This is a genomic window from Kribbella sp. NPDC058245, assembly GCF_042882005.1.
Classification (GTDB): Bacteria; Actinomycetota; Actinomycetes; order Propionibacteriales; family Kribbellaceae; genus Kribbella.
This window is the reverse complement of sequence record NZ_JBHVWY010000003.1, coordinates 302806-326027: the sequence shown is the minus strand read 5'-3', so window position 1 is coordinate 326027 and position 23222 is coordinate 302806. Positions and strand designations below refer to the sequence as shown.

Below are 23222 nucleotides of genomic sequence, written 5' to 3'. Positions count from 1 at the left end.
ATCGCGACCCACGCGGGTTCCGCGCTGGGCCATGCCGCGGCGGGAGCCATTCATGACTTCGGCGGCCGTCCGTTACCGGCCACCACCGCACACGTGGCCGGAGCCGACCCGACCGGCCCACCGCCGCCTCCCTCGGTGGCCGACGCGGGCAGCACCATGGCAGCTTCGACCAGTACGACGGCGGTCGCGGATGCCGGATTGAACCAGTCCGGCGGCCTCGACACCAGAGGAGGAGCCGTCGATGCCGGGCCGATCGGAGCCGGATCCGTCGGTGCCGCGGGACCGGTCACCAACTTCGGTAACCCCCAGGCGGCTGCACCGACGGTGACCCAAACCGTCACCGGTCCCCAGCCGGGTGGTCCGACGACCACCAACGTCGCGGCCCCTCCGACGAACACCACGGCCGCGCCGACCAACACCACAGCCGCACCGACGAACACCACGGCCGCGCCGACCAACACCACAGCCACACCGACGAACAGCACGGCCGCGCCGACCAACTCCACAGCCGCACCGACGAATGCCGCTGCTTCAACGAACGCCGCCCCTGCTGCGAACAACACGGCGGCTCCGGCGAATGCTCAGACGAACGCTGCTGCGCAGCCGGGTTCCCAGGCTGCGTCGAACGGAGGCTCGACGACGAACTCGCCGGGGTCGGCGCAGAACAGTGCCGCGCAGAACAGTGCCGCGCAGAACGGTGCCGCGCAGAACGGTGCCGCGCAGAACGGTGCCGCGCAGAACGGTGCCGCGCAGAACGGTGCCGCGCAGAACGGTGCCGCGCAGAACGGCTCGACGGCCGCCGCGGGCAAGGGCGACGCCAACGACCGGACGACGGAACTGGCCGGCACGGAATCCCCGGCAGAGCCACCACCGCCGCCGGCTCAGAACGGTACCGACGGCCCGGACGGACCCATCGACCAGCCGCCCGACGAACCCGGCAACGACGAGGCCGACGAGGCAGACGAGGGCAACGCGTGGTTCGACTCGTCCGTACCGTTCCAGCCGATGGAGGCCGGGGTGTCGAGGGGATTCACCGGTCCCAAGGTGCTGCGCTTCGGGCGCAACGAGGGCCTGGTCGAGGTTGGCGAGGACGGGCAGATTCGCCGGGTGACTGCCCGTCTGCGCGAGGACTACCCCGCACAGGACCGCGGCGGCAAGGGCCAGGCCATCCGCAAGAAGGTCAAGAAGGCGTTCGGCGTCCCGACCGACAGCGGCGGGCACTATCTCGCCTGGCGATTCTTCCAGAACGACGAGTTGCACAACCTCTTTCCGCAGGACACGAACTTCAACAGTGGAGCCTTCGAGGACCTCGAGCAGGAGTGGGCGACCTGGACCAAGCTGGGCTACGAGGTCGAGATCGAGATCATCCCCAGCCCGGGCAACGCGCGCCCCGGGGAGATCACCGTCAACTACTCGGTGATCGATGTCAGCACCGGCCAGGAACAAGTGGTCCTGGTGAGCGCCCGGAGCTTCGTCAACGCCAAGGAACAGACCTACTCCGGTACCACCGACGGGCAGGCCCTGTCGGCTCGGGAGGCCGACGGAACCACGAGTCTCAAAGGCAACGAGGTAGCCCACACAGTCGGCCCCGACGGTGTCGTGAACAAAGTTGTCGCGCTGTTGCGCTATCTGAACCCGCGCTTCAGCAAAAGCATGCAGGCCGTCGGACGGGCGCTGGCTGCCCAGCGGGGCGCTCCGCGCGATGCCGACGGCAAGCTTCTCGGGGAGACGTTCTTCGGAGCGGCCGGCCTGGCCGCGCTGCTGCCTCCGGGGACCGTCATCGACCCTGCCGAGTACGCCCGGTTGGAGCAGGAGTGGATCGCCCATATCCAGAACGGGAAACAGGTGGTCGTCGAGGTCACCCGGCCCAGTACGCCCGGGGAGCCGGTGGAAGTGACCTTCACGGTCACTGATCTGGTCCCACCACCTAACCAGCAAGCCCTTCCGCCCGAGCTGCCCACGTTCGAGGATCAGATCGACAAGGGTCCCTTCGGTTGGTTCGATCCGCCTTCGGAAGGACCGCCACCGCCCACCGCGCCGAGCACTCCGGACGGGCCGCCACCTCCGACCACCGGTCCCAGCGACAACGCCCCGACCCCCAGCACCGACGAGGACGCTCAGCCTCCGGTGGATACGACCGAGCACACGCCGCCTCGGCCTCGGCGGGAGCGCTTCCTTCCTGGCTGGGTCATGGTCAGCCACCAATCGGGCCAGCTGCTGGCGAACCCGGGCTTGCTCGCGGTCGATCTCCAGTCCGTTGTCGACGAGGGCAACGGCGTGTACCTCATCACGACGGCCGACGGCGACCGGTTCCGGCTGATCAAGCGGGTCGGACCGCTCGCGCCGGGCGTTCAGCAGGAGTACTCGATCCAGCAGGGCCGGATCTCGACAGTCGAGGTGGTGCTCTCGGATCGACTGTTGACCGGTGAGGTCGCTCCCGCACTGGCCAGGGTCATCGCTGAGGCCGCGGCCTGGCTCAACGGGGCTGTCGACGAGCCGCACGTCTTCCGCCCGGACAGTACGCCGGACGTGGACGCCGTTCAGCGCCTCGCCGATCATGGCGATCGCGCTGAACTCCAGCAACTCGCGCTCGACGAACGGCTGGCCCAGCAGAACGGTGACGATCGCCGGGCCGCGATCCAGGCGGAGATTCGCGCACTGGCCCTGGCGATGGGGGTCGTGGACGGTCAGCAGGATCCTGAGTTGCTCCGTTCGCTGCTGTCGGCGGACGAGAGTGCGGTGCTCGATCGGATCCTGGGCCGCGGCCAGAGCCTCGACGACGACCGGGTCAGCCGGTTCAGCTACTTCGTGAAGGCGATCGCGAGCTCCGGAACGTCGGCAGTGGTGATCGGTATCGCGGCCGCGATCTTCACCGCCAATCCCCTGGCCGGTCTCGGCATCGCAGCGCCGTCGATGGTGAATGCTCTGGTCGGCTCGCTGTCGGAGCGGTACCTCGATGCCCGGAAGACGGCGGCCAGGAAACCTGCCGAGGACGCGGATCGTGACCAGCGCGAGTTCGACTATCCCGGTCTGCCGGCGCTGCTGGACGGAACGGATCCGGTTCGTCCCCCGCGAGTGACCCCGTCGCGAGCCACTGGCTGGTCCGACTACCTCGTCCGCTATGCCACGCCGAGTCTCTCGACGCTGGCGGTGGCCGGCGCGCTGACGCTGTTCGGCATCCCTGCGTTGTCGCCGGCTCTGATCATCGTCGCCTCGGGACTGGCCAGGTCCTTGGCAGAGCGTCTCTTCGACAGCAAGAAGCTCGGGTTCCGGCTTCTTCGCACCGATGCCGCCGAACGGCTCCGGCTCTCCGATCCAGCGCTTTTCACCAACCAGGTGGTGGGCGAGCTGGCCGACCTCCGGCTGCGGCTCGATCGTCTCCGGGCCGCGCTGGAGGTCCGCTCGCCCGGAACCGCCGAGTCGTCCGCGGTCACCCCCGTCCGCCCGGCGAACCCGGGCGCGCCGCCGCTCAAGGTGACGTTGACAGCGCAGGTCATCGACAATCTGTCCGCCTTCGCACGCTGGATCACGATGCGGCCCGAACCGGGCGTCGACATCGATCCGACCGAGCTCTCCCAGCACGTCAGTGCCCAGGTCGAACTGCTGCTGAACGCGTTCGGCCCCGCGATGGCCGGTGGACTGCTCGGTGCCTTTGGTGACAAGCACTTCGTCAACCGGGAAGAGGCCGCCGACGACGCTCGGAAGGCATGGGCCCGCACCAGCCAGGAGGCTGCTCAGGTGGCAGCGCTGGCCGAGGTCGTCGAACCCCGGATCCGGAAGCTCCGGCAGTTGGTCGAGCAGTTGGAGAAGCTCACCGGAAGCCCGCCCGACCTGGCCGCCCGCGCCGCCGAACGTGGTCTCCCTGTGGTGCCGCAAGGACCGCAGGGGCCACGACCGAACGGACAGGCGCGCTGGAGGGCGTACGCGATCCAGGTCGCCGCAGCTGCGCTGGGCAGCGCGGGCGGTGCGATCACGCTGGACCTGATCTTCGATATGCCCGACCTCAGCGTGCTGCTGACGGTCACCGGCGCCGCGGGATCGCTGATCGGAACGCCGGTGGCCCGGTATCTGTTCCGGCGGGCGGAGATCCTTGCCGCGGCCCGGAACGAGCAGTTCACCGCTGCTCTGGCAGTGGATCAACGGCGGCTGCTTGAGCAGCGGGCCGTGTCGCGCTACCTCACCGAACAGCTCGCCGTGCGGGCCCGTCAGGTCGAGGAGCAGCTCTCGGCGCCTGTCAGGGACCAGAGTCGATACACCGACCATGTCCGGGCGGCGCTGCGGCAAGCCGAGTTGGAGGTCGTGCCATCAGGGCGCCCGGAATCGGAGTACGACTTCGACGCGCGGGCCGAACGCGTCCAGGCGCTGGCGCGGATCGACCACCTGGCGGCTGAGTTCGACCGGCTGCAGGCGCTCGGAGCCGGCCCCGAGTTGCTGGCCGATGCACGGGCCAGGCTCGACTTCGCTATCGGCCTGTTCGATGCCATCAGCAACGAGGACGGTTCGCGAGTGCTCTTCCCGGCGCTCGCTGCCGTCGATCCGGCGCTGGGACAACGGGTCGTCGGCGGTCCGGTCGCTCAGGTGCGTGCCGGCGTCGAGCAGGCCATCCGCCGACTGATCGCCGAGCCGAGTGGTAAACCCTTGCTGCTCGAGCGTCTGATCGCGTTGGAACAGTTGGAGCGAGCCGCCACCGCGGTCGAGCACCATGCGCTCCACGGCACGGACGAGTCGCTCGCGATCCTGCAGGAGCGGCTGGCCGAGGCGTACGCGGAGGCATCGAGACTCTGGCAGGAGGCGGGAATCCCAGGTGGGCTGATGCTGCCGGCCCTCAGCATCGCGCCGGGACTCGACCAGGTCGGCGGCTCGGTGGACATTCCCGTGCAGACGCTTCCGCCGACCGCACCGGACGGCGTACTGGAGTGGAATCACACGACCGAGAACGGCGCCCGGTCGCTCTTCCCGCCAGGCATGGCGCCCGATTCGGCGGCATTGAGCGAACTCGAGCGCACGCTGGTGTCGCTGATCGAACTCGGCTACCTGATCGAGGTACGGATCGAGCGAGTGGCAGCCGGCACGGACGGCTACGGATTCACCGTCCGGATCACTGACCCCGGAAGCAACGGCCCTGCCGTCACCGAGGCCTACGGCCCGGCGAGCGCCGCCGAACTGGCCACGCTCCTGAACCCGGAGACGACCGGACGTCATCACGCGGAGGAGGCGCCAGGACGGCATTCCGACGACTTCGAGGCTTGGCTCCGCGGCCGCAGACCCGGTGGGCCGACGGAGAGCTGAGCGATGGGCGGCCAGGGCTGTTGACAGGTTGCTGCCGCTGGGCGCTTGGGCGGGCTTGGAGTTGGGACCGTTGGGGTGACGAGAGGAGTTGCTATGACTGTCGCTGGGACGTCGGTTGCGGGGCGGATGGTGACGCGGGAGCCGCGGTTGCGGAATGTTCGGGGGATCGGGCTGGCGGCTTCGTGGGCTATCTGCGGGTCGGCGGCAGCTGATGTTGCTTCGGCGGTGGGGGACTGGTGGACGGCGCAGGCGCCGGCGGTTGCTGCGGGGGACACCGAGCTGAGGGCGGTTGATTGGTACAACCTGGTGACGGTGGTGCTGAGTTTCGGGTTGCTGGTGGTGGCTGCGGTGTTGTTCATCGTTTGGTTGCTGAGGGCCCGGGAGAACTCGGAGTTCTTGTGCGATGCCCGGCACTACTATTCGCGGCCGATCGGGGTGTTCGGGTGGATCGTGCCGGTGGCGGGGTTCTGGATGCCTTGCCGGTACGTGCAGAACGTCGCGGTGGCGAGTGATCCGGGTGTGGGGCCGCGTGGGGCGTGGATCGATTCGTACAAGAACAACACGGTGACGACGTGGTGGGTGTTCTGGCTCTTGCAGAGTCTCTTCGGCTGGGCCGGCGTTCCGGACCGAGATGGGCGTGTACGACGGTGATCCGAGTCAGCTGTTCAAGGTGGCGGTGGTGTCGTCGATCAGTGCGATGCTCAGTGTCGTTGGGGCGGTGTTCGCGGTGTTGGTGATTCGGATGATCAATCGGTTGCAGAGTTCGCGGTCGCCGGTTCCGTGGTGGCACCAGCCGCTGTGAAGGACTCGCGGGTGAGGAAGGCGAGCCGGGCGGTTTTGGTGCCGCTGGCAACGAGTGGGACCTGGACCTCGGGGCCGAGGATGAAGCCGGTGCGGTGCAGGCGGGCGATGGCGCGGGTGTTGCGGGTGTCGGGTTCGGAGACCAGGCGTGGGTGGGCCTGGTCGACCAGCAGGTAGTTGCCGATGGCATGGAGCAAGGTGCCGGTGAAGCCGGGGCGCGGGTCGCCCGGGGCGATCAGGAAGTGGACGCCGATGTCGCCGGCCTGGATGTCGTAGGTGGTGCCGATCGGGTCGGCCTGCGGGTCGTAGGTCTGGAAGAGCGCGACCGGTACGTCGTCCAGGTGGACGAGGAAGACGTGGTGGGTGGGGACCGAGTCCAGGAAGCGGTAGACGTCGCCGATCTCGGTATCGGACAGGTCGCCCATGCCCCAGAAGCCGGCGCGTTCGGCGGTGACCCACCCGCGGATCAGGTCGAGGTCGCGGTCCGGGTCGGACTCGATGATGCGGATCGTGCCGAAGCCCTCGACCTCAGCGGTGTAGGTACGTTCGTCGCGGTGGAGCTGGTCCCAGTCGGTGACGATCGGGGCGAGGTCGCCGCGCAGCCAGAGCGGTAGCTGGTCGTGGTGGTGGGCGTCCCCGAGGATGCCGGACGCGCCGAGCGGTACGACCCACGCGCCGGCAGATCGGTCGGCGAGATCCCAGGCGTAGCGGGCCGCCGAAGCACGCAGGCAGATGTCGGTCAGGCCGGGCACGCTCGAGGTGGACATCACGCAGTGGTGGTCGCCGGACAAACCGAGGTCGATCGGCTCCTCGTCCGGGGCGAAGATCGGCCCGTCCAGGGGATGCAGCGGCGCGATCTGGTGCGTCTCGCCCCACGGCGGACGCGGCCCGCGGGCGGCGACCTCCTCCAGCGCCTCGCGTGCGATCCAAGACTGGTTGACGTCCGGGAGGTCCGCGGCGAGCAGGTTCTCCAGCCCGTAGGCGACATGGTTGAGCGGGTCCATCCACGGCCGGAAGACCTCGGGAACCTCACCGTTCTCCAGTACGGCGAAGTGGTCGGTCAGCCGGGACACGATCGCCTTGCGGACGGCGGCGTACGCCGAAGCGGTGCTGCTGGTCGCGTCCATCCGCCGGTCCCACTCGAGCAATTCTTTGCGCAGGGCAACGGCTTCCGCGGACAGCTCATCCAGTCCGTCCAGCAAGTCCAGCACTTGACCGGCTGAACCAAGCCAGGTGTCGCGATGGACCTCTGGCATGTCCTTCACGGTCCAGTCGGTACGGGCCGAGAGCAACGACCGGATCCGGTCGGCGCGGTGCGGTGACGCGAACTCGGATCCGAGTGACCCCGAGATCCCCCGTGCGTTCGCCATCACCTCCGGTCCGTCGATGGTTGCGTGCGGCATCGTCTCCCAGCCGTCCCACTGGTGCCCAGATTCCCAGGCCGGTACGACGCGCTGCCGGTTGACCGCCGTACGACGAGGAACTGTCCCCGCGACCCGATGGAGCAAGCCACCGTCCACATCGGCAGCCAGTACGACGTTCACCGGCTCGACCCAGCCTTCGAGTGCAGCGTCGAGATCGGCAACGCTGGTTGCCCTCAGCAACTTGGGGAACACCTCGAATCCGAGCCGCCCCAGCACCCGCGGCGGGTACCGCAGGCTGAGCCCGTTGCCGATCACCGGCCCACGCTCGGTCTCGATCAACTCGATCTCGACCGGCTCCGCACCAGCAACCTCGACCACTGAAACCGACCGGGACGCAGGCGCCCAGCCGTCCGGACCAAGTGCCTGCACAGACGATCCGGTACGACGGATCTGTTCGGCGTACACGTCTTGGTAATCGGCCATCGCGTTGGTGATCGACCAGGCGACCTTGCCAGCGTGACCGAAGTGCGCGAGCCCCGGGATTCCAGGAATGGCCAGCCCGAGCACGTCGTACTCGGGGCAGGCCAATCGGATCTGCTGGTAGACACCTGGACTCTCGATGAAGCGGTGCGGATCTCCCGCGATGACCGCCTGGCCGGTGCTGGTCGCCGTACCGGGGACCAGCCAGCCGTTGCTGCCCGCGGTCCGAGGGCCTTCGGAGGTGAAGAGGTCGGTCTGGTCGTCGCCGAGATGCTTCGCGACATGGGTGCGCCACAGTTTGCTGGGGAAACCCGCGAACAGGATGTGGATGGTCAGCCAGATTCCCAGCGGCGCCCACGGTTCCCACTTCTCCAACCGGAGCCCGGTCTGGGCGAACTCGGGCGCCCGGGCCGCGCCACCGGGAAGGGCGTGGTTGACGCCTTCGACGTACGCCGTGACCCACTCCTGCGTCTCCGCATCGAGGTTCTCGAAGCAGCGCTGCACGGTGTCGGCGAGCTGGGCCTGCCGGGCGAACGTGTCCCAGGGCAACGCCTCCGGGCCGAGGAACGCGGCCGTCGTACCGAGGAACCGGCGGCGCTCGTACTCGAGCTGCCAGGCCCGGTCCTTGGCGGCGTTGACGCCCTGGAGGTAGACGAGTGCCAACGGGTCCACGGCCTGCAGGTGAGGTACGCCATAGGCGTCCCGGTAGACACTCGCGTTCACAACGACTCCAATTAGTCAGGTTAGGCTCAGCTAACTCGGCTGCGACAACTTACAAGGCAGTCGTGCCGTCTGCAACGGCAATTCTTAGCGGAGGTATCGCATGAAAGCCCTTGGCTCTTGGCGCGCAGCCTGAACTACCCTGCCCAGGGTGATCACCCGACTCGACCTCACGGACGCAAAGCTCGCCGAGCGGGTGCTGGCGATCCAGCATGCCGCGTACGCCGTTGAGGCCCAGCTGATCGGGTTCTCCGGGATCCCGCCGTTGCAGGAGGATCTGGCCGGGCTGATGGCGTCCACCGAGGACTGGCTCGGCCGGTACGACGGCGAAACCCTGGTTGGTGCGGTCGCCTACGAACTCACTCCCGGCGTGGTCGAGATCAGTCGGCTGATCGTCGACCCGGCCCACGCTCGTCGCGGCCACGGCCGGGCCCTGCTCGATCACCTGGACGAGCTGGAGCCGCGACCGGTCAGCCGGGTCTCGACCGGCAGTCTCAACACCCCGGCCGTCAACCTCTACACGTCTCGTGGCTATCGGGTGCGGTCGCGCATCGAGGTGGCTCCGGGGGTTGAGCTCACCCAGTTCGAACGGCCTTAGGGGCGGCGCGGCGGGTTCGGCTGCGGACCTTCCGAGACCTCTCCGGGGTGATCGGGGGCGTCGACCTCGTGGTCGGTCACCTCGACACCCTCTTCGGCGAGCGCGGCCTCGACCTCGGAATCGAGCTCGTGGCCGGGCTTGGGTAGACCAGGGCGATCGAAACTCATGGCGCTCTCCAGTCGTTCGGGGAATCTCAGTATGTCTGGAGTTCCAGCAACGTGCCGTTCGGGGCGCGCAAGTGGGCCGTCCGCAGGTCAGGTCCCCACTCTGGACGGTCCTGCGGAGCAGTCAGCACGGTCGCGCCGGCCTTCTCCAGTACGACGGTTGCGTCGTCGACCGAGTCCACCTTGAACACCAGCATCGAGCTGTCCTGCGCCTCCGCGTCAGCCGGGAGCGCCGCCGTACCGATGGTGTCGGCGACCATGCTGCGGCCGAACAGAACCAGCCCGGTCTGCCCGTCCAGATCCCAGTTCGCGTACTGCGCCTGCGGGATCACCTTCACCGGCTCCACGCCGTACAGGTCGCGCAGTGCGGTTGTGTAGAAGTCGACCGCCGCCGCGAAGTCACGGACCAGAAGTCGTGGGTAGAGCGCGTCCATCCTCACTCACTCCTATTAGTTGGGAGTTACCAACAATTGGTTTGGGCCTATAATAACCCCATGGCCTTGTCCGAGACGACGACTTTCGTGCTGCACAAGGTCGCGGTGGCGAGCCGGCGGGCGATCGCGGCCCGGCTGGCCGAGCGTCCGGGGCTCACTTTGTGGGAGTACGCCGCCCTCGCGGAGCTCACCGATCAGGGGGCCGTGGCTCAGCATGTGCTCGCGACTGGCCTCGGGATCGACGCGAGTGACATGGTCCGGCTGATGGACGACCTGATCGCCAAGGGGTTGGTGGCTCGGGACCGGGATCCGGCCGACCGTCGTCGGTACCGGATCGACCTGACCGCCAAGGGGCGCCGAACTACGAAGACCGCGCGGACGGTGATCCAGGAGGTCGAGCAGGCCACGCTGCAGCCGTTATCGGCGGCCGAGCGGGCGACCCTGCTGAAGCTGGTCGCGAAAGTGCACTCTGTTAATAACTAACCGACTTCTGTATCCTCCACGGTGAAAACCTTCATTTCCCCGGTACCGCCCCACTGGAGGATGAGATGGTCCGACGCCTTGCCCTTGCCGCCCTTGCGGTGACTGTCGCGGGATTGGCGCTGCTCGCGCCGACCCCGGAATCGCGCGCCGATGAGCTCGCCGGGCCGACCGCGGCCCAACTGAAAGCCCGCGCCGGCGGCTGCGAGACCCAGCTGTCGAACGGGAAGTACGCGCAGGATTCCGGCGGTTCGCGCACGATCGCGGTCTGCAAGTCCGGCGACGCGGTGCACTGGACCGCCGACTTCGATGTGGACTGCGACGGTCAGCGCACCACCCAGTGCAACGAGAACACCGACCCGTCGTTCCAGCCGAACACCTCGTGGAACCAGTCCGACGGTCGCCCGCTCAACTCCGCCGGCCTGCCGTTCATCGTCGTACCGCTGTCGAGCACGATCTGGAACTACGCCTCGGCCGGGATTGGCGGTGCGACCGTGGCTGCGGTGGTCTACCAGGACAAGGTCGCGTACGCCGTTGTCGGGGACCAGGGCCCGACCGGGATCATCGGCGAGGGCTCGTACAAGCTGGCCCAGCAGCTCGGGATCAACCCGAACCCGTCGTCCGGCGGAGTGGACGGCGCGGTCGTCACGTACATCCTGTTCCCCGGGGTTTCCGCGGTGCCGATCGAGAACCAGACCGATGCCATCTCGAAGGGTGAGGCGGCGGCGACCGCATTCGTGAACAGCACTCAGACGTGTGCGTCCACCAACCTGGACTTCACCGCCTACCCGGCTCTGCAAGAGGGTGCGACGGGCGGCGCCGTACGGGCTGCGCAGTGTCTGCTCGGCGGAACCAATGAGCCCAGCGGCACCTTCGACACCGCGACAACCGATGCCGTCAAGGCGTTCCAGACCCGCGTCGGCCTCCCCGCTGACGGCCTGATCGGCGCCAAGACCTGGACCGCGCTGTTGTCCGCCGGCGACCAACCAACCATCCGCAACGGCTCCACCGGTACGGCGGTCCGCCGCCTGCAACGTTCGTTGACCGCGGCCCTCAACCGAGCAGTCGCCATCGACGGCCAATTCGGTCCCGCCACCGAGACCGCGGCCGAGGACTACCAGCGAACCCGAGCCCTCGTCGTCGACGGAGTAGTCGGCCCCGTCACCTGGACCGCCCTCCAAGCCGGCAAATAACCCGCACCCCACCCACTCCGCCCCCACTCCGTCCCACCCCGACAGCCCGTCCCACCTGGCCGCGCGCCCGTCCCCGCCCGCCCGCCCGACCGCCCGTCCCCGCCCGACCCGCGCGTCCCACCCCGGCAATTTGAACGGATATCCCCGCAGCTTGCCCCTTCTCCCCTGAAAATTTGAGGGGAGAAGGAGCCATTTCAAGGGATATCCACTGAAATGGGCGAGGGGCGAGGCGGCGGTTGGTGAGGGGTGCCGCCCAACCGCCCACCCCACCCCACCCCACCTGACCGCGCGTCGTCCCCGCCCGCCCTACCCCGACCGACCGCCAGTCCCCGCCTGCCCCACCCCGGCAATTTGAACGGATATCCCCGCAGCTTGCCCCTTCTCCCCTGAAATTTTGAGGGGAGAAGGGGCCATTTCAAGGGATATCCACTGAAATGGGCGAGGGGCGAGGGGCGAGGGGCGAGGGGCGAGGGGCGGCGGGGGGTGGGGAGGCGAGGGGTGGGTGGTCAGCGGTTGGTGAGGAGGTGGTGGGGGTGAGGGGTGAGGGTTAGCGGTCGGCTACTGGGCGGCGGAGGGCGGCTGGGGTGAGGGCGGGGTTGGGCCAGGCGCCGTTGGAGTCGTAGATGTCCTTGCCGGGCGGGACGATCTCGTCGATGCGGTCGAGGGTGGCGTCGTCGAGGGTGAGGTCGACGGCCTTCAGCAGACCGTCGAGCTGTTCCATCGTGCGCGGTCCGTTGATGACCGAGGTGACCGCGGGATGCGTGGTGACGAAGGCGAGGGCCATTTCGGGGAGCGACAGGCCGTTGTCGGAGGCGACCTCGATCAGTTTCTCGACGGCGTCGTACTTCGCGGCGTTGGCCGGCAGGGTCGGGTCGAAGCGGTCGGGGGCGAGACTGGCGCGGCCGGTGGTGAGGTCGATCGGCTGGTCCTTGCGGTACTTGCCGGACAGGAAGCCCCAGGCGAGCGGGCTCCAGGTCAGCACGCCCATGTTGAGCCGCCGGGCGGTCGGCAGCAGGGACCGCTCGATGCCGCGGCTGAGCATCGAGTACGGCGGTTGCTCGGTGCGGAACTTGCCGTATCCGCGACGCTCGGAGACGTGGTACGCCTCGACGATCTCCTCGGCCCCGAAGGTCGACGTACCGAAGGCGCGGATCTTGCCCTGGCTGACCAGGTCGGTCAGCGCCCAGAGGGTCTCCTCGATGTCGGTCGTGTGGTCCGGCCGGTGGATCTGGTAGAGGTCGATCCAATCGGTGTCGAGGCGGCGCAGGCTGTTCTCGACCTCCTGGATGATCCAGCGGCGCGAGTTGCCGCGCCGGTTGCGGGTGTTCTCGTCGTCGAGCGGGAAGTGCACCTTGGTCGCCAGGACGACGTCGTCGCGGCGCCCCTTCAGTGCCTTGCCGACGATCTCCTCGGACTCGCCCGAGGAGTACATGTCGGCGGTGTCGACGAAGTTGATGCCCTGGTCCAGGGCGGCGTGGACGATCCGGATGCAGTTCTCATGATCGGGGTTGCCGACCGAGCCGAGCATCATCGTCCCGAGGGCCTGGATGCTGACTTCGATGCCGGTACCGCCAAGTGTTCGATAGCGCATGACCCGAACCGTAAAAGCTAGAGCGCTGTCTAGGTCAAGCCCTCCGTAAGGTGGGCAGTGTGGACTACAAAGAGCTGTGGGACCCGGAGCCGGGCTGGTTGAACACCGCTTCCTATGGGCTGCCTCCGCGCCCAGGCTGGGAGGCGCTCCAAGCAGCCCTGAGCGACTGGCGCGTGGGCGCCACCAGTTGGGAGCCCTGGGACGACTCGACAACCAGATCCCGTACGGCGTTCGCCCGGCTGCTCGGTGCCGACGCCGCCGATGTGTTCGTCGGCAGCACGGTGTCAGCGGCGATCGCGCCGATCGCAGCGGCACTGCCCGACGGGGCGAAGGTGCTGACCGACACCGTCGAGTTCACCTCGAACGTCTTCCCCTGGAAGGTGCACGAGGAGCGCGGGGTCGAGGTGATCGCCGTCCCGGGCGCGGACCTCGTCGACGCGATCCGGCCCGGGATCGACGTGGTCGCGGTCAGTGCGGTCCAGTCGTCGACCGGCGCCGTACTCGATCTCGCCGCGGTTGTTGCTGCTAGCAAGGAGATTGACGCGCTGGTGGTGATCGACGCCAGCCAGGGCATGGGCTGGTTGCCGCTCACCGTCGAGGGCGTCGACGCGCTCATCGTCCATACCTACAAGTGGTTGATGTCGCCGCGCGGTGCCACGCTCGGCTATCTGTCGCCCCGGTTGCAGGAACGCTGCCGCCCTTCGGCCGCGGGCTGGTACGCCGCTGAGGACCTCCACGGCTCGTATTACGGCGACCGGATGGTGCTGGCCGAGGGAGCCCGCCGGTTCGACCAGTCGCCGTCGTGGTTCTGCTTCGTCGGCGCGGCGCCGGCGCTCGAACTGGTCGAGCAGATCGGTGTCGAGACGATCAACAAGCACAACCTCGAGCTGGCCAACGAGTTCCGCGACGGGCTCGGGCTGCCGCCGTCGAACTCGGCGATCGTCAGCACCGCCCGGCCGGGCGCGGAGGCCGCCTTCGCCGCGGCTGGCATCCGGGCAGCGGTTCGCGACGGGAAGCTGCGAGCGTCGTTCCACATCTATTCCACCCGGGACGACGTCCATCAGGCGCTGGCTGCACTCAAGGCGACGTAGGCTCGAAGACATGGGGCTGAGCATTGGGCAGGTGGCGGAGCGGACCGGGCTGAGCGTGCACGCGCTGCGGTTCTACGAGCGCGAAGGGCTACTAGCCGATCAGGTACGGCGGGAGTCGAACGGCCGGCGGGTCTATTCCGAGGATGACGTCGACTGGTTGGCGATGTGCATCAAGTTCCGCTCGTCGGGGATGCCGCTGGACACGATCCGCCGGTACACCGAGCTGGTCCGCAAGGGAGCCGGCAACGAGCGGGACCGGCTGGAGCTGCTGCGCAGTCACCAGGAGCACCTGGCTGCGCAGATCGAGGAGCTCCAGGAGTGTATGCGGGTCATCACCCACAAGGTGTCGATCTACGAGGAGCACGTCGCGGACGGTACCGCGAGCTGCCTGTGGACTACCCCGAACGAAGAACCCGGAAAAGAGTTGTCGGCTTGAGCAAGGACGGCGGTGCCGCGAGCAGGTTGGCGACCTCCAAGAACTGACGGCCCACCACGGCATCGGTCGCCGCTGCTTTGTGCAGCCGGCTCAGGTACCGGACGAGCAGCCGAGAGGCCAGCGGCTGCTTCCCGACCGTCGTGTCGAACCGCAGGTCGCCGGTCACGGACATGACCCAGGCGGTGTCGACGATCTTCGCCATCCCGGCGAAGTACCGGCGGGTGAGGTCGCCGTCGCCGGCTTCGAGGGTCTCGGCCAGGTGTTCGGCGGCGAGGGCCGCGATCGTCATGCCCTGCCCGTACGCCGGGTTGAAGCAGCAGAGCGAATCACCCGCCGCAACGAATCCCTCCGGAAGGCGGCCCGCCTTCTCGTACCGGCGCCGCACGCTCGGCCCGATCCGGTAGCGAACCGGCTCGGTCAGAGGCTCGGCCCGCGTGATCAGCCGGTGCAGTTCGGGTCCGTCCAGCCGGGCGGCGAAGTCCTCGAACGCGCCGGGCTCAGCCGGCGGCGGGCTGTCCTCCATCCCGACCAGCGTCACGAGCCAGCGATCGCCGTCGTTCGCTCCGCCCCCGCAGCCGACCGGGTTGTCCGGGTAGTGCCCCGAGATCACGCCGGTGAAGTCCGCATCGCCCGCGACGCGTCGATACTCCCGCGTCGTGTAGACGATCCCGGCCTTCACCTCGTCGACCGGCGCGGCGTCGTACCCGAGTTCGCGCAACCACGTCGGACCGCGGTTGCTCCGCCCGGTCGCATCCACCACGAGGTCCGCGTCGAGGCGCTCGCCATCGACCCGTACGCCGGTCAGTCGACCGTTCTCGGCGGTCAGCCCGTCGACCGTCGTACCGGCTCGGGTGATGATGTTCGGTACCTCGGTCACCTTGGCGCGCAGGACCGACTCGATCAGCGGGCGGCCCGCGAGCAGGCCGGTCAGGTTCGACGGGGCGCGTTTGAGCAGGCGGCCTTCGTTGTACCAAAGGGTGTCGTTGTGCAGGTCGTTCCTGACCGCGCCACGTCGGACCAACTCATCACAGAAGCCCGGGACCAGCCGCTCGATGGTCTGATGACCCCGCGCCAGCAGGCCGTGTGCGTGCCGGCTCTGCGGTACGCCCTTCCGGTGGACGGCGTCCAGCGGCAGCTGATCGCGATCCAGTACGACGACCTCGTCGTACCAGCGGCTCAGCACCTTCGCCGCCAGCAGCCCCGCCACACTCCCGCCCGCAACCACAGCCCTCGTCCCCATGGTTTCCAGGCTCCTTCAGCGGCTGGTGAATTCCTCGCGCCATCGGGCAGTCCTCGGGGCACGGCGGTTGATAGCTGGGGCCTATCACGTCATAGAGAGCATTGCTTTGACCACGCTCGCGGAGCACGGGATGTTGTATACATGACGAGTGAGGTCGTGGCCGCTTCCTCCGTTCCGGTCCCTGGACGTGCTCAGCGCGTGCGGGAGATTGCCGGTGAGCTCCGGGCGCTTCGGGGACCGCTGATACCGATCCTGCATGCGGTGCAGGAGGAGCTCGGGTACGTCGATCAGCCGGACGTGGCGGTGATCGCCGACGTACTGAATCTGTCGGTGGCCGAGGTACACGGCGTCGTCACGTTCTACAAGGACTTCCGGCGGGCTCCGGCCGGGCGGACGGTGGTGGCGATCTGCCAAGCCGAGGCTTGCCGGTCGGTTGGTGCGGTCGCGCTGGCTGAGCATGCGCAGCGGAGTGTGGGCTGCGGGTTCGGCGAGACGACGTACGACGGGCGGATCACGCTCGACGAGGTGTACTGCTTCGGGAACTGTGCGCTCGGGCCGGCGGTTCAGGTCGGCGAGCGGCTGCACGGTCGAGTGACTCCGGCGCGGCTCGATGCGCTGCTGGGAGAAGCCCGATGACGCGGGTGTTCGTGTCGCGTGATTCGGCAGCCCGATCAGTCGGCGCCGATCAGGTCGCGGAGCGGATTGCTGCGATCGCACCCGAGGTCGAGGTGGTGCGGAACGGATCCCGGGGGATGCTGTGGCTGGAGCCGCTCGTCGAGGTTGAGACGGCAGAAGGTCGGATCGGGTACGGGCCGGTCGCACCTGAGGAGGTCGACGGTCTGGTGGCCGCCGGTCTGCTCAGCGGTGCAGGACCGTCGTTGGGAGTGGTTGACGAGTTGCCGTGGATGCAGCGGCAGCAGCGACTGACGTTTGCGCGGGTCGGCGTGACGGACCCACTGTCTGTCGACGACTACACGTCGTACGGCGGTCTGCGGGGTCTGCGTCAGGCGTTGGCGCAGACCCCAGCGGAGGTCGTGGAGACCGTGGTCGAGTCCGGTCTCCGCGGCCGCGGGGGTGCTGGGTTCCCGACCGGCATCAAGTGGCGGACGGTGCTTGGTGCTGTTTCCGACCTGAAGTTCGTCTGCTGCAACGCGGATGAGGGCGACTCCGGGACCTTTGCCGATCGGATGCTGATCGAGGGTGACCCGTTCACGCTGATCGAGGGAATGACGATTGCGGCGTACGCCGTGGGGGCGTCGGAGGGCTATGTCTATCTGCGCTCCGAGTACCCGGATGCGGTGGCGACGCTCAGGGCCGCGATCGAACTCGCCCGGACCGAGGGGTGGCTGGGGGCCGACATCCTCGGCTCCGGGTTCGAGTTCGACCTGCACGTCCGGGTCGGCGCCGGTGCGTACATCTGCGGTGAGGAAACCTCGATGCTGGAAAGCCTCGAGGGTAAACGTGGGATGGTTCGGGCCAAGCCTCCGATCCCTGCTCTGCAAGGGCTTTTCGGACTGCCGACCGTCGTGAACAACGTGTTGTCATTGGCAACAGTTCCGACGATTCTGGCCGATGGTGCGGCTGCTTACGCGGCGTACGGCGTCGGGCGATCGCTCGGTACGTCGGTCTTCCAGCTGGGCGGAAACGTGGCGCGCGGTGGCATCGTCGAGACGGCCTTCGGTATCACCCTCGGCGAGCTGGTGAACGAGTTCGCTGGCGGTACGTCATCCGGTCGCCCGATCCGCGCCGTACAGGTGGGTGGGCCGTTGGGTGCGTATCTGCCGGTCTCGCAGTTCGACTTGCCGATGGATTACGAGGCGTTCGCGGCAGCCGGGGCGATGGTCGGGCACGGCGGGATCGTGGTGTTCGACGAGACAGTGGACATGGCCGCGATGGCTCGGTTCGCCTTCGAGTTCTGCGCCGCCGAGTCGTGCGGCAAGTGCACGCCGTGCCGGGTCGGCGCGGTCCGTGGCGTCGAGACGATCGACCGGATCGTTGCCGGTGACAACCGAGAGAAAAACCTTGTCGTGCTTGACGATCTGTGCGACCTGATGACCGACGGCTCGCTCTGCGCGATGGGTGGGCTCACGCCGCTGCCGGTGCGCAGCGCCGTCCGCCACTTCGGAAAGGACTTCGGCTCATGAGCTTGCTCAAGGAACCTGACTTCGGTACGCCGGCCCGGCCGGGCGAGGCGACTGTCGAGCTGCTGGTGGACGGGGTCGCCGTCCACGTCCCACCCGGTACGTCGGTGATGCGGGCCGCGAAGGAAGCCGGGATCGACGTACCGAAGTTGTGTGCGACCGACAACCTGGAGGCGTTCGGGTCGTGCCGGTTGTGTGTGGTCGAGATCGACGGCATGCGCGGTACGCCGGCCTCCTGTACGACGCCGGTCGCGCCGGGGATGGTGGTCCGGACGCAGAACGAGAAGCTCGGGAAGCTGCGCCGTGGCGTGATGGAGCTCTACATCTCCGACCATCCGCTGGACTGTTTGACGTGCTCGGCCAACGGCGACTGCGAACTGCAGGACATGGCTGGGGTGACCGGTCTGCGCGAGGTTCGGTACGGATCCGGGGTCGACGCGGGCGCGAACCACATGGCTGCGCCGACCGATTCTTCGAACCCGTACTTCGATTTCGAGGCGTCCAAATGCATCGCGTGCTCGCGGTGCGTTCGGGCGTGTGACGAGGTCCAAGGCACGCTGGCCTTGACGATCGAGGGTCGTGGGTTCGACTCCAAGGTCGCCGCTGGTGCGGGTGGATCGTTCTTCGAGTCCGACTGTGTGTCGTGTGGCGCGTGTGTGCAGGCTTGCCCGACGGCGACGCTGCAGGAGAAGTCGGTGATCGAGCTCGGGATGCCGACTCGGTCGGTGATCACGACCTGCGCTTACTGCGGGGTCGGGTGCTCGTTCAAGGCCGAGTTGCGTGGTGATGAGCTGGTCCGGATGGTGCCGTACAAGAACGGCGGTGCCAACGAGGGCCACTCGTGTGTGAAGGGCCGGTTCGCCTTCGGGTATGCGAGTCACCCGGATCGCGTACTGGAACCGATGATCCGGGACTCGATCGAGGACGAATGGCGGAAGGTCTCGTGGGACGAGGCGATCGGCTTTACGGCACGGCGATTGCGGGAGATCCAGGCGCAGTACGGGCAGGGCTCGATCGGTGCGATCACCTCGTCGCGGACGACGAACGAAGAGGTGTACACGGTTCAGAAGATGGTCCGGGCGGTGTTCGGGAACAACAACGTGGACACGTGTGCCCGGGTCTGCCACTCGCCGACGGGTTATGGACTGAAGCAGACGTTCGGTGAATCGGCCGGTACGCAGGACTTCAAGTCGGTCGACGACGCTGACGTGATCCTGGTGATCGGTGCGAACCCGACCGACGCCCACCCGGTGTTCGGGTCGCGGATGAAGAAGCGGATCCGCCAGGGTGCTCGGTTGATCGTGATCGATCCGCGGAAGACGGATCTGGTGCGGTCGCCGCATATCGAGGCCGCGCATCACCTGTCGCTTGCCCCCGGCACCAATGTCGCGATGATCAACGCGATGGCGCATGTCGTCGTGACGGAGGGGTTGGTCGACCGTTCATTTGTTGCGGATCGGTGTGAGGACTTCGCGGCCTGGGAGACGTTCATCGCGGACCCGGTGCACAGTCCGGAGGCGGTGGCCGGGATTACCGGCGTACCGGCCTCGGAAGTGCGCGCTGCCGCGAGGCTGTATGCGACTGGTGGGAACGGCGCGATCTACTACGGTCTCGGCGTCACCGAGCACAGCCAGGGTTCGACGATGGTGATGGGCATGGCCAACCTCGCGATGGCGACCGGGAACATCGGTCGGCGCGGTGTTGGCGTGAACCCGTTGCGCGGGCAGAACAACGTGCAGGGTTCGTGCGACATGGGGTCGTTCCCGCATGAGCTGCCTGGGTATCGGCACGTGTCGGACGACGGCGTACGGGAGGTGTACGAGAAGCTCTGGGGTACGCCGTTGCTGAACGAGCCCGGACTGCGGATCCCGAATATGTTCGACTCGGCGATCGACGGGTCGTTCAAGGCGTTGTTCGTGCAGGGCGAGGACATCGCGCAGTCGGATCCGAATACCCAGCATGTGTTCGCGGCGTTGGGTGCACTGGATCTGCTGGTGGTGCAGGACCTGTTCGTGAACGAGACGGCCAAATTTGCGCATGTGCTTTTGCCTGGTACATCGTTCCTGGAGAAGGACGGGACGTTCACCAACGCCGAACGGCGGATCAACCGGGTCCGCCCGGTGATGGCGCCGCAGACCGGCAAGCAGGAATGGGAGATCGTCTGCGAGATCTCCCAGGCGATGGGTTACCCGATGCACTACAACTCGGCCGCCGAGATCATGGCCGAGATCGCTCTCACGACGCCGACCTTCATGGGTGTCTCGTTCGAACGGCTGGACCGGGTCGGGTCGATCCAGTGGCCGTGCAATCTGGAACACCCGGACGGTACGCCGATCATGCACGAAGAGTCGTTCACCCGCGGCAAGGGGCGATTCATGGAGACGATGTATGTACCGACGTCGGAGCGGTCGACGCGGAAGTACCCGTTGATCCTGACGACCGGACGGATCCTGTCGCAGTACAACGTCGGCGCACAGACCCGCCGTACGGCGAACGTCGTGTGGCACCCCGAAGACATCCTCGAACTACACCCGCACGACGCGGAGGTTCGCGGGATCGAGAACGGCGACACCGTCGCCCTGTCGAGCCGAGTCGGCCGAACCACCTTGCGGGCAAGGCTGTCCGACCGGATGCCCGTCGGCGTCTGCTACACCACCTTCCACCACCCGGTCACCGGCGCGAACGTCATCACCACCGACAACTCCGACTGGGCCACCAACTGTCCCGAGTACAAGGTCACCGCGGTCCAGGTAGACCTCGTCCCCACCTCCGTGGCCGAAGCCCGCGAACCAGTTGTCGCTGGTGATGCCCGATGAGCCGGTCTACGCTGCCGCCGTACGTCCGCCTGGCGAACGAGATCGCCGCCCAGTTCGCCCACCGCCCACCCGCCGAAGCAGCCACCGCCATCGCCAACCACCTGAAAGTCACCTGGGACCCCCGCATGAAGAACGCCCTCATAGCCCACGCAGCCGCCGGCGCTCAAGACCTTGACCCAGCCGCCGCACTCGCGGCCCAACAACTCCAAGCAGCCGCGAAGTGACCCAGCCGAACGATCTCCCACGACACGATCACGTGTCGTGGGATTCGGCGCGGCGGGTGGCTCATCTCATCGGGCGTCCGCGGACGGCGGTTTCGCGGGGGTTGGCTGCGGCTCGTGGGTGTGTGTTGGCCAGTCCGTTGGTTGCGCCGCGTGCGGTGCCGCCGGTGGACCGGTCGGCGATGGATGGGTACGCCGTGAGCGGGGCTGGGCCCTGGCGAGTGATCGGGCATGTGGGGGTGAACTGCTCGGCGTCGGTTGAGCTAGCGGACGGACAGGCGTGCAGCATCACGACGGGCGCGGCCGTGCCAGTGGGTGCGACGAGTGTGGTGAAAGACGAAGATGTTGAGCTGGATGGCGAGTGGGTGACCGCCCCGACTGAGGTTGGAAAGCACATCCGGCGGGCCGGCGAGGAGTGCCGCGAAGGCGAGGTGGTGTTGCCGGACAGAGTCATGGTCGACGGGCCGGTACTCGGTCTCGCGGCGTCCCTCGGACTCGACCGCCTGACAGTCATCCCGCAGCCCGTCGTCTCCGTGCTGATCACCGGCGACGAACTCGTGCACGAAGGACCCTCCGGCGCCGGCCGGGTCCGCGACGCCATCGGCCCGATGCTCCCCGACCTCATCACCCGCTCCGGCGCCCACTTAGGCGAACTCCACCACCTCCCCGACACCCGCAACGCTCTCCTCGAGGCCCTCACCCAGCAGCCCGGTGACCTGATTCTCGTGTCGGGTTCGTCGGCGGCCGGGCCCGCCGATCACCTCCGCCCGGTGTTGCAGGAGTTGGGAGCAGAGCTGATCGTGGATGGGGTCTCTTGTCAGCCAGGCCATCCACAGGCGTTGGCCCGGCTAGCCGATGGGCGGTTAGTGATTGGGCTGCCAGGCAATCCATTCGCCGCGCTCACAGCGTTCCTGACCCTGGGAGTCGCGGCGGTTCTCGGCCTGCGGGGACTGCCGCTGACGACCTTGCCGATCGCGTCGATCCCCGGCGGGGTGGACTGCCATCCGCACAGCACACGGTTGGTACCCGTCCGCATGACCGCCGACGGCGCCGTACCGGTCGGTCATGGTGGCTCGGCGATGCTCCGAGGTGCAGCCGGAGCGGATGCGTTGGCTGTCGTGGACCCCGGCCCGGCCGAGGCGATTGCGGCGCGGTTGCTGCCGCTCGACCCAGGAGCACGACCATGGGCCGGCTAATCGCGAGACGCCCGGTCCTCCGCATCGGACCCCACGGCGACCGCACCCGGCCCGATTCACTCGCGGTCGAAGAACCCCTCGAACTCCGCGTCGACGGCAAAGCCCTCGCCGTCACCATGCGCACACCCGGCCACGATGTCGAGCTGGCGCACGGTTTCCTGCACACCGAAGGCGTCATCGGCAGCGTCGACGACATTCGCGACGCCCGGTACTGCGATTCCCGTGATGACGAAGGGCGCAACACCTACAACGTCCTCGACCTCGGCCTGGCCCCCGGCGTACCGGCTCCTGTCACAGGAGTCGAGCGGAACTTCTACACCACCTCGTCCTGCGGCGTCTGCGGCAAGGCATCACTCGACGCAGTCCGCTTGAAAACAAGGTATTCCCCAGCCGAAGACGACGTGCAGATCCGGTACGACGTACTCGCGGAGCTGCCCGACGTACTCCGTACACAGCAACAGGTCTTCGACCGCACCGGCGGCCTGCACGCGGCCGGCCTCTTCACCCCAACCGGCGAACTCCTCGTAGTCCGCGAAGACGTCGGCCGCCACAACGCCGTCGACAAAGTGATCGGCTGGGCCCTTCTGGACAAGCGAATCCCGGCCCGCGGCCTGATCCTGATCGTCTCCGGCCGAGCCTCCTTCGAACTCGTCCAGAAGGCAGTCATGGCCGGCATCCCCATCCTCGGCGCCGTCTCCGCCCCCAGCTCCCTGGCCGCCGACCTGGCCGACGAATCCGGCCTAACCCTCGCCGGCTTCATCCGCAACGGCTCCCTCAACGTCTACACCCACCCCACCCGCATCACCACCACCTAACCCCATTTGGCGGGTTCGCCCATGCGGTTGGGTGGGCCCATCAACTGGGGCTCTTCGGCTGGATGGGTGGGTGAGGTTGCCGGGATGCGTACACACCGACTGTTAGTACGCTGACTCGGCCGCTGCTCCAGGATCTCTGCGCCGTACAGATG

The 23222-nt window shown here is 67.7% G+C and carries 19 protein-coding genes; 13 read left to right on the top strand and 6 right to left on the bottom strand.

Translation table 11 applies throughout. The annotated features are described in order from the left end of the window. Positions 1-531 precede the first annotated feature (531 nt). Positions 532-738: a pentapeptide repeat-containing protein gene (locus tag ACFVWG_RS08080; protein WP_391542686.1), complete on the bottom strand. Its 207-nt coding sequence runs from the start codon at positions 736-738 to the stop codon at positions 532-534. A gap of 267 nt (positions 739-1005) precedes the next feature. Here ACFVWG_RS08080 and ACFVWG_RS08075 point away from each other — a divergent pair, with 267 nt between their 5' ends. Continuing rightward, the gene (locus ACFVWG_RS08075) at positions 1006-5289 is read left to right on the top strand and encodes a DNA/RNA non-specific endonuclease (RefSeq protein ID WP_391542685.1); all 4284 of its coding nucleotides are present in this window, start codon (positions 1006-1008) and stop codon (positions 5287-5289) included. Between the two features lie 93 nt (positions 5290-5382). Continuing rightward, positions 5383-5940 carry a DUF4328 domain-containing protein gene (locus ACFVWG_RS08070; RefSeq protein WP_391542440.1) on the top strand — a complete coding sequence of 186 codons (558 nt, stop codon included), beginning with the start codon at positions 5383-5385 and terminating at the stop codon, positions 5938-5940. Between the two features lie 95 nt (positions 5941-6035). On the opposite strand, the gene ACFVWG_RS08065 is transcribed toward ACFVWG_RS08070, so the two are convergent. Beyond that, positions 6036-8657 carry a GNAT family N-acetyltransferase gene (locus ACFVWG_RS08065; RefSeq protein WP_391542439.1) on the bottom strand — a complete coding sequence of 874 codons (2622 nt, stop codon included), beginning with the start codon at positions 8655-8657 and terminating at the stop codon, positions 6036-6038. A 148-nt stretch (positions 8658-8805) separates the two neighbouring features. Between ACFVWG_RS08065 and ACFVWG_RS08060 the strand changes: the two genes are divergently transcribed. Then, a complete protein-coding gene (locus ACFVWG_RS08060; RefSeq protein ID WP_391542438.1) occupies positions 8806-9252 on the top strand; it encodes a GNAT family N-acetyltransferase in 447 nt (148 codons plus the stop codon). On the opposite strand, the gene ACFVWG_RS08055 is transcribed toward ACFVWG_RS08060, so the two are convergent. Further along, complete coding sequence (locus ACFVWG_RS08055) at positions 9249-9419, bottom strand: hypothetical protein (RefSeq protein WP_391542437.1); 171 nt, start codon at positions 9417-9419, stop codon at positions 9249-9251. The two genes, ACFVWG_RS08060 and ACFVWG_RS08055, sit on opposite strands and share 4 nt — an antisense overlap. Before the next feature lie 26 nt (positions 9420-9445). Then, positions 9446-9850 carry a VOC family protein gene (locus ACFVWG_RS08050; protein ID WP_391542436.1) on the bottom strand — a complete coding sequence of 135 codons (405 nt, stop codon included), beginning with the start codon at positions 9848-9850 and terminating at the stop codon, positions 9446-9448. 60 nt (positions 9851-9910) lie between these two features. Between ACFVWG_RS08050 and ACFVWG_RS08045 the strand changes: the two genes are divergently transcribed. Then, a complete protein-coding gene (locus tag ACFVWG_RS08045) occupies positions 9911-10333 on the top strand; it encodes a MarR family winged helix-turn-helix transcriptional regulator (protein WP_391542435.1) in 423 nt (140 codons plus the stop codon). 65 nt (positions 10334-10398) lie between these two features. Further along, positions 10399-11523 (top strand): peptidoglycan-binding protein, encoded by a 1125-nt coding sequence (locus ACFVWG_RS08040; RefSeq protein ID WP_391542434.1) that lies wholly within the window; start codon positions 10399-10401, stop codon positions 11521-11523. Between the two features lie 547 nt (positions 11524-12070). Here ACFVWG_RS08040 and ACFVWG_RS08035 read toward each other — a convergent pair. Continuing rightward, on the bottom strand, positions 12071-13114 hold the full coding sequence (locus tag ACFVWG_RS08035) for an aldo/keto reductase (RefSeq protein ID WP_391542433.1): 1044 nt from the start codon (positions 13112-13114) through the stop codon (positions 12071-12073). Between the two features lie 59 nt (positions 13115-13173). Here ACFVWG_RS08035 and ACFVWG_RS08030 point away from each other — a divergent pair, with 59 nt between their 5' ends. Then, the gene (locus ACFVWG_RS08030; RefSeq protein WP_391542432.1) at positions 13174-14205 is read left to right on the top strand and encodes an aminotransferase class V-fold PLP-dependent enzyme; all 1032 of its coding nucleotides are present in this window, start codon (positions 13174-13176) and stop codon (positions 14203-14205) included. 10 nt (positions 14206-14215) lie between these two features. Continuing rightward, positions 14216-14641: a MerR family transcriptional regulator gene (locus ACFVWG_RS08025; protein WP_391542431.1), complete on the top strand. Its 426-nt coding sequence runs from the start codon at positions 14216-14218 to the stop codon at positions 14639-14641. On the opposite strand, the gene ACFVWG_RS08020 is transcribed toward ACFVWG_RS08025, so the two are convergent. After that, the gene (locus tag ACFVWG_RS08020; protein ID WP_391542430.1) at positions 14601-15881 is read right to left on the bottom strand and encodes an FAD-dependent oxidoreductase; all 1281 of its coding nucleotides are present in this window, start codon (positions 15879-15881) and stop codon (positions 14601-14603) included. The genes ACFVWG_RS08025 and ACFVWG_RS08020 overlap by 41 nt on opposite strands. A 141-nt stretch (positions 15882-16022) precedes the next feature. On the opposite strand from ACFVWG_RS08020, the gene ACFVWG_RS08015 reads away from it, so the two are divergent. The 6 genes from ACFVWG_RS08015 to fdhD are packed head-to-tail and all read left to right on the top strand — an operon-like array spanning position 16023 to position 23070. Beyond that, a complete protein-coding gene (locus ACFVWG_RS08015) occupies positions 16023-16517 on the top strand; it encodes an NAD(P)H-dependent oxidoreductase subunit E (RefSeq protein WP_391542429.1) in 495 nt (164 codons plus the stop codon). Continuing rightward, on the top strand, positions 16514-18025 hold the full coding sequence (locus ACFVWG_RS08010; protein ID WP_391542428.1) for a formate dehydrogenase beta subunit: 1512 nt from the start codon (positions 16514-16516) through the stop codon (positions 18023-18025). Before ACFVWG_RS08015 ends, ACFVWG_RS08010 begins: the two co-directional genes overlap by 4 nt. Further along, the gene (gene fdhF, locus ACFVWG_RS08005; RefSeq protein ID WP_391542427.1) at positions 18022-20838 is read left to right on the top strand and encodes a formate dehydrogenase subunit alpha; all 2817 of its coding nucleotides are present in this window, start codon (positions 18022-18024) and stop codon (positions 20836-20838) included. The genes ACFVWG_RS08010 and fdhF overlap by 4 nt, the downstream gene beginning before the upstream one ends. Further along, entirely contained in the window at positions 20835-21062 is a 228-nt protein-coding gene (locus ACFVWG_RS08000) for a formate dehydrogenase subunit delta (protein WP_391542426.1), read from the top strand. Before fdhF ends, ACFVWG_RS08000 begins: the two co-directional genes overlap by 4 nt. Continuing rightward, positions 21059-22255, top strand: coding sequence for a molybdopterin molybdotransferase MoeA (locus ACFVWG_RS07995; RefSeq protein ID WP_391542425.1), 1197 nt, complete (start codon positions 21059-21061; stop codon positions 22253-22255). The genes ACFVWG_RS08000 and ACFVWG_RS07995 overlap by 4 nt, the downstream gene beginning before the upstream one ends. After that, positions 22243-23070 (top strand): formate dehydrogenase accessory sulfurtransferase FdhD, encoded by an 828-nt coding sequence (gene fdhD / locus ACFVWG_RS07990; RefSeq protein ID WP_391542424.1) that lies wholly within the window; start codon positions 22243-22245, stop codon positions 23068-23070. The genes ACFVWG_RS07995 and fdhD overlap by 13 nt, the downstream gene beginning before the upstream one ends. Positions 23071-23222: the final 152 nt, after the last annotated feature.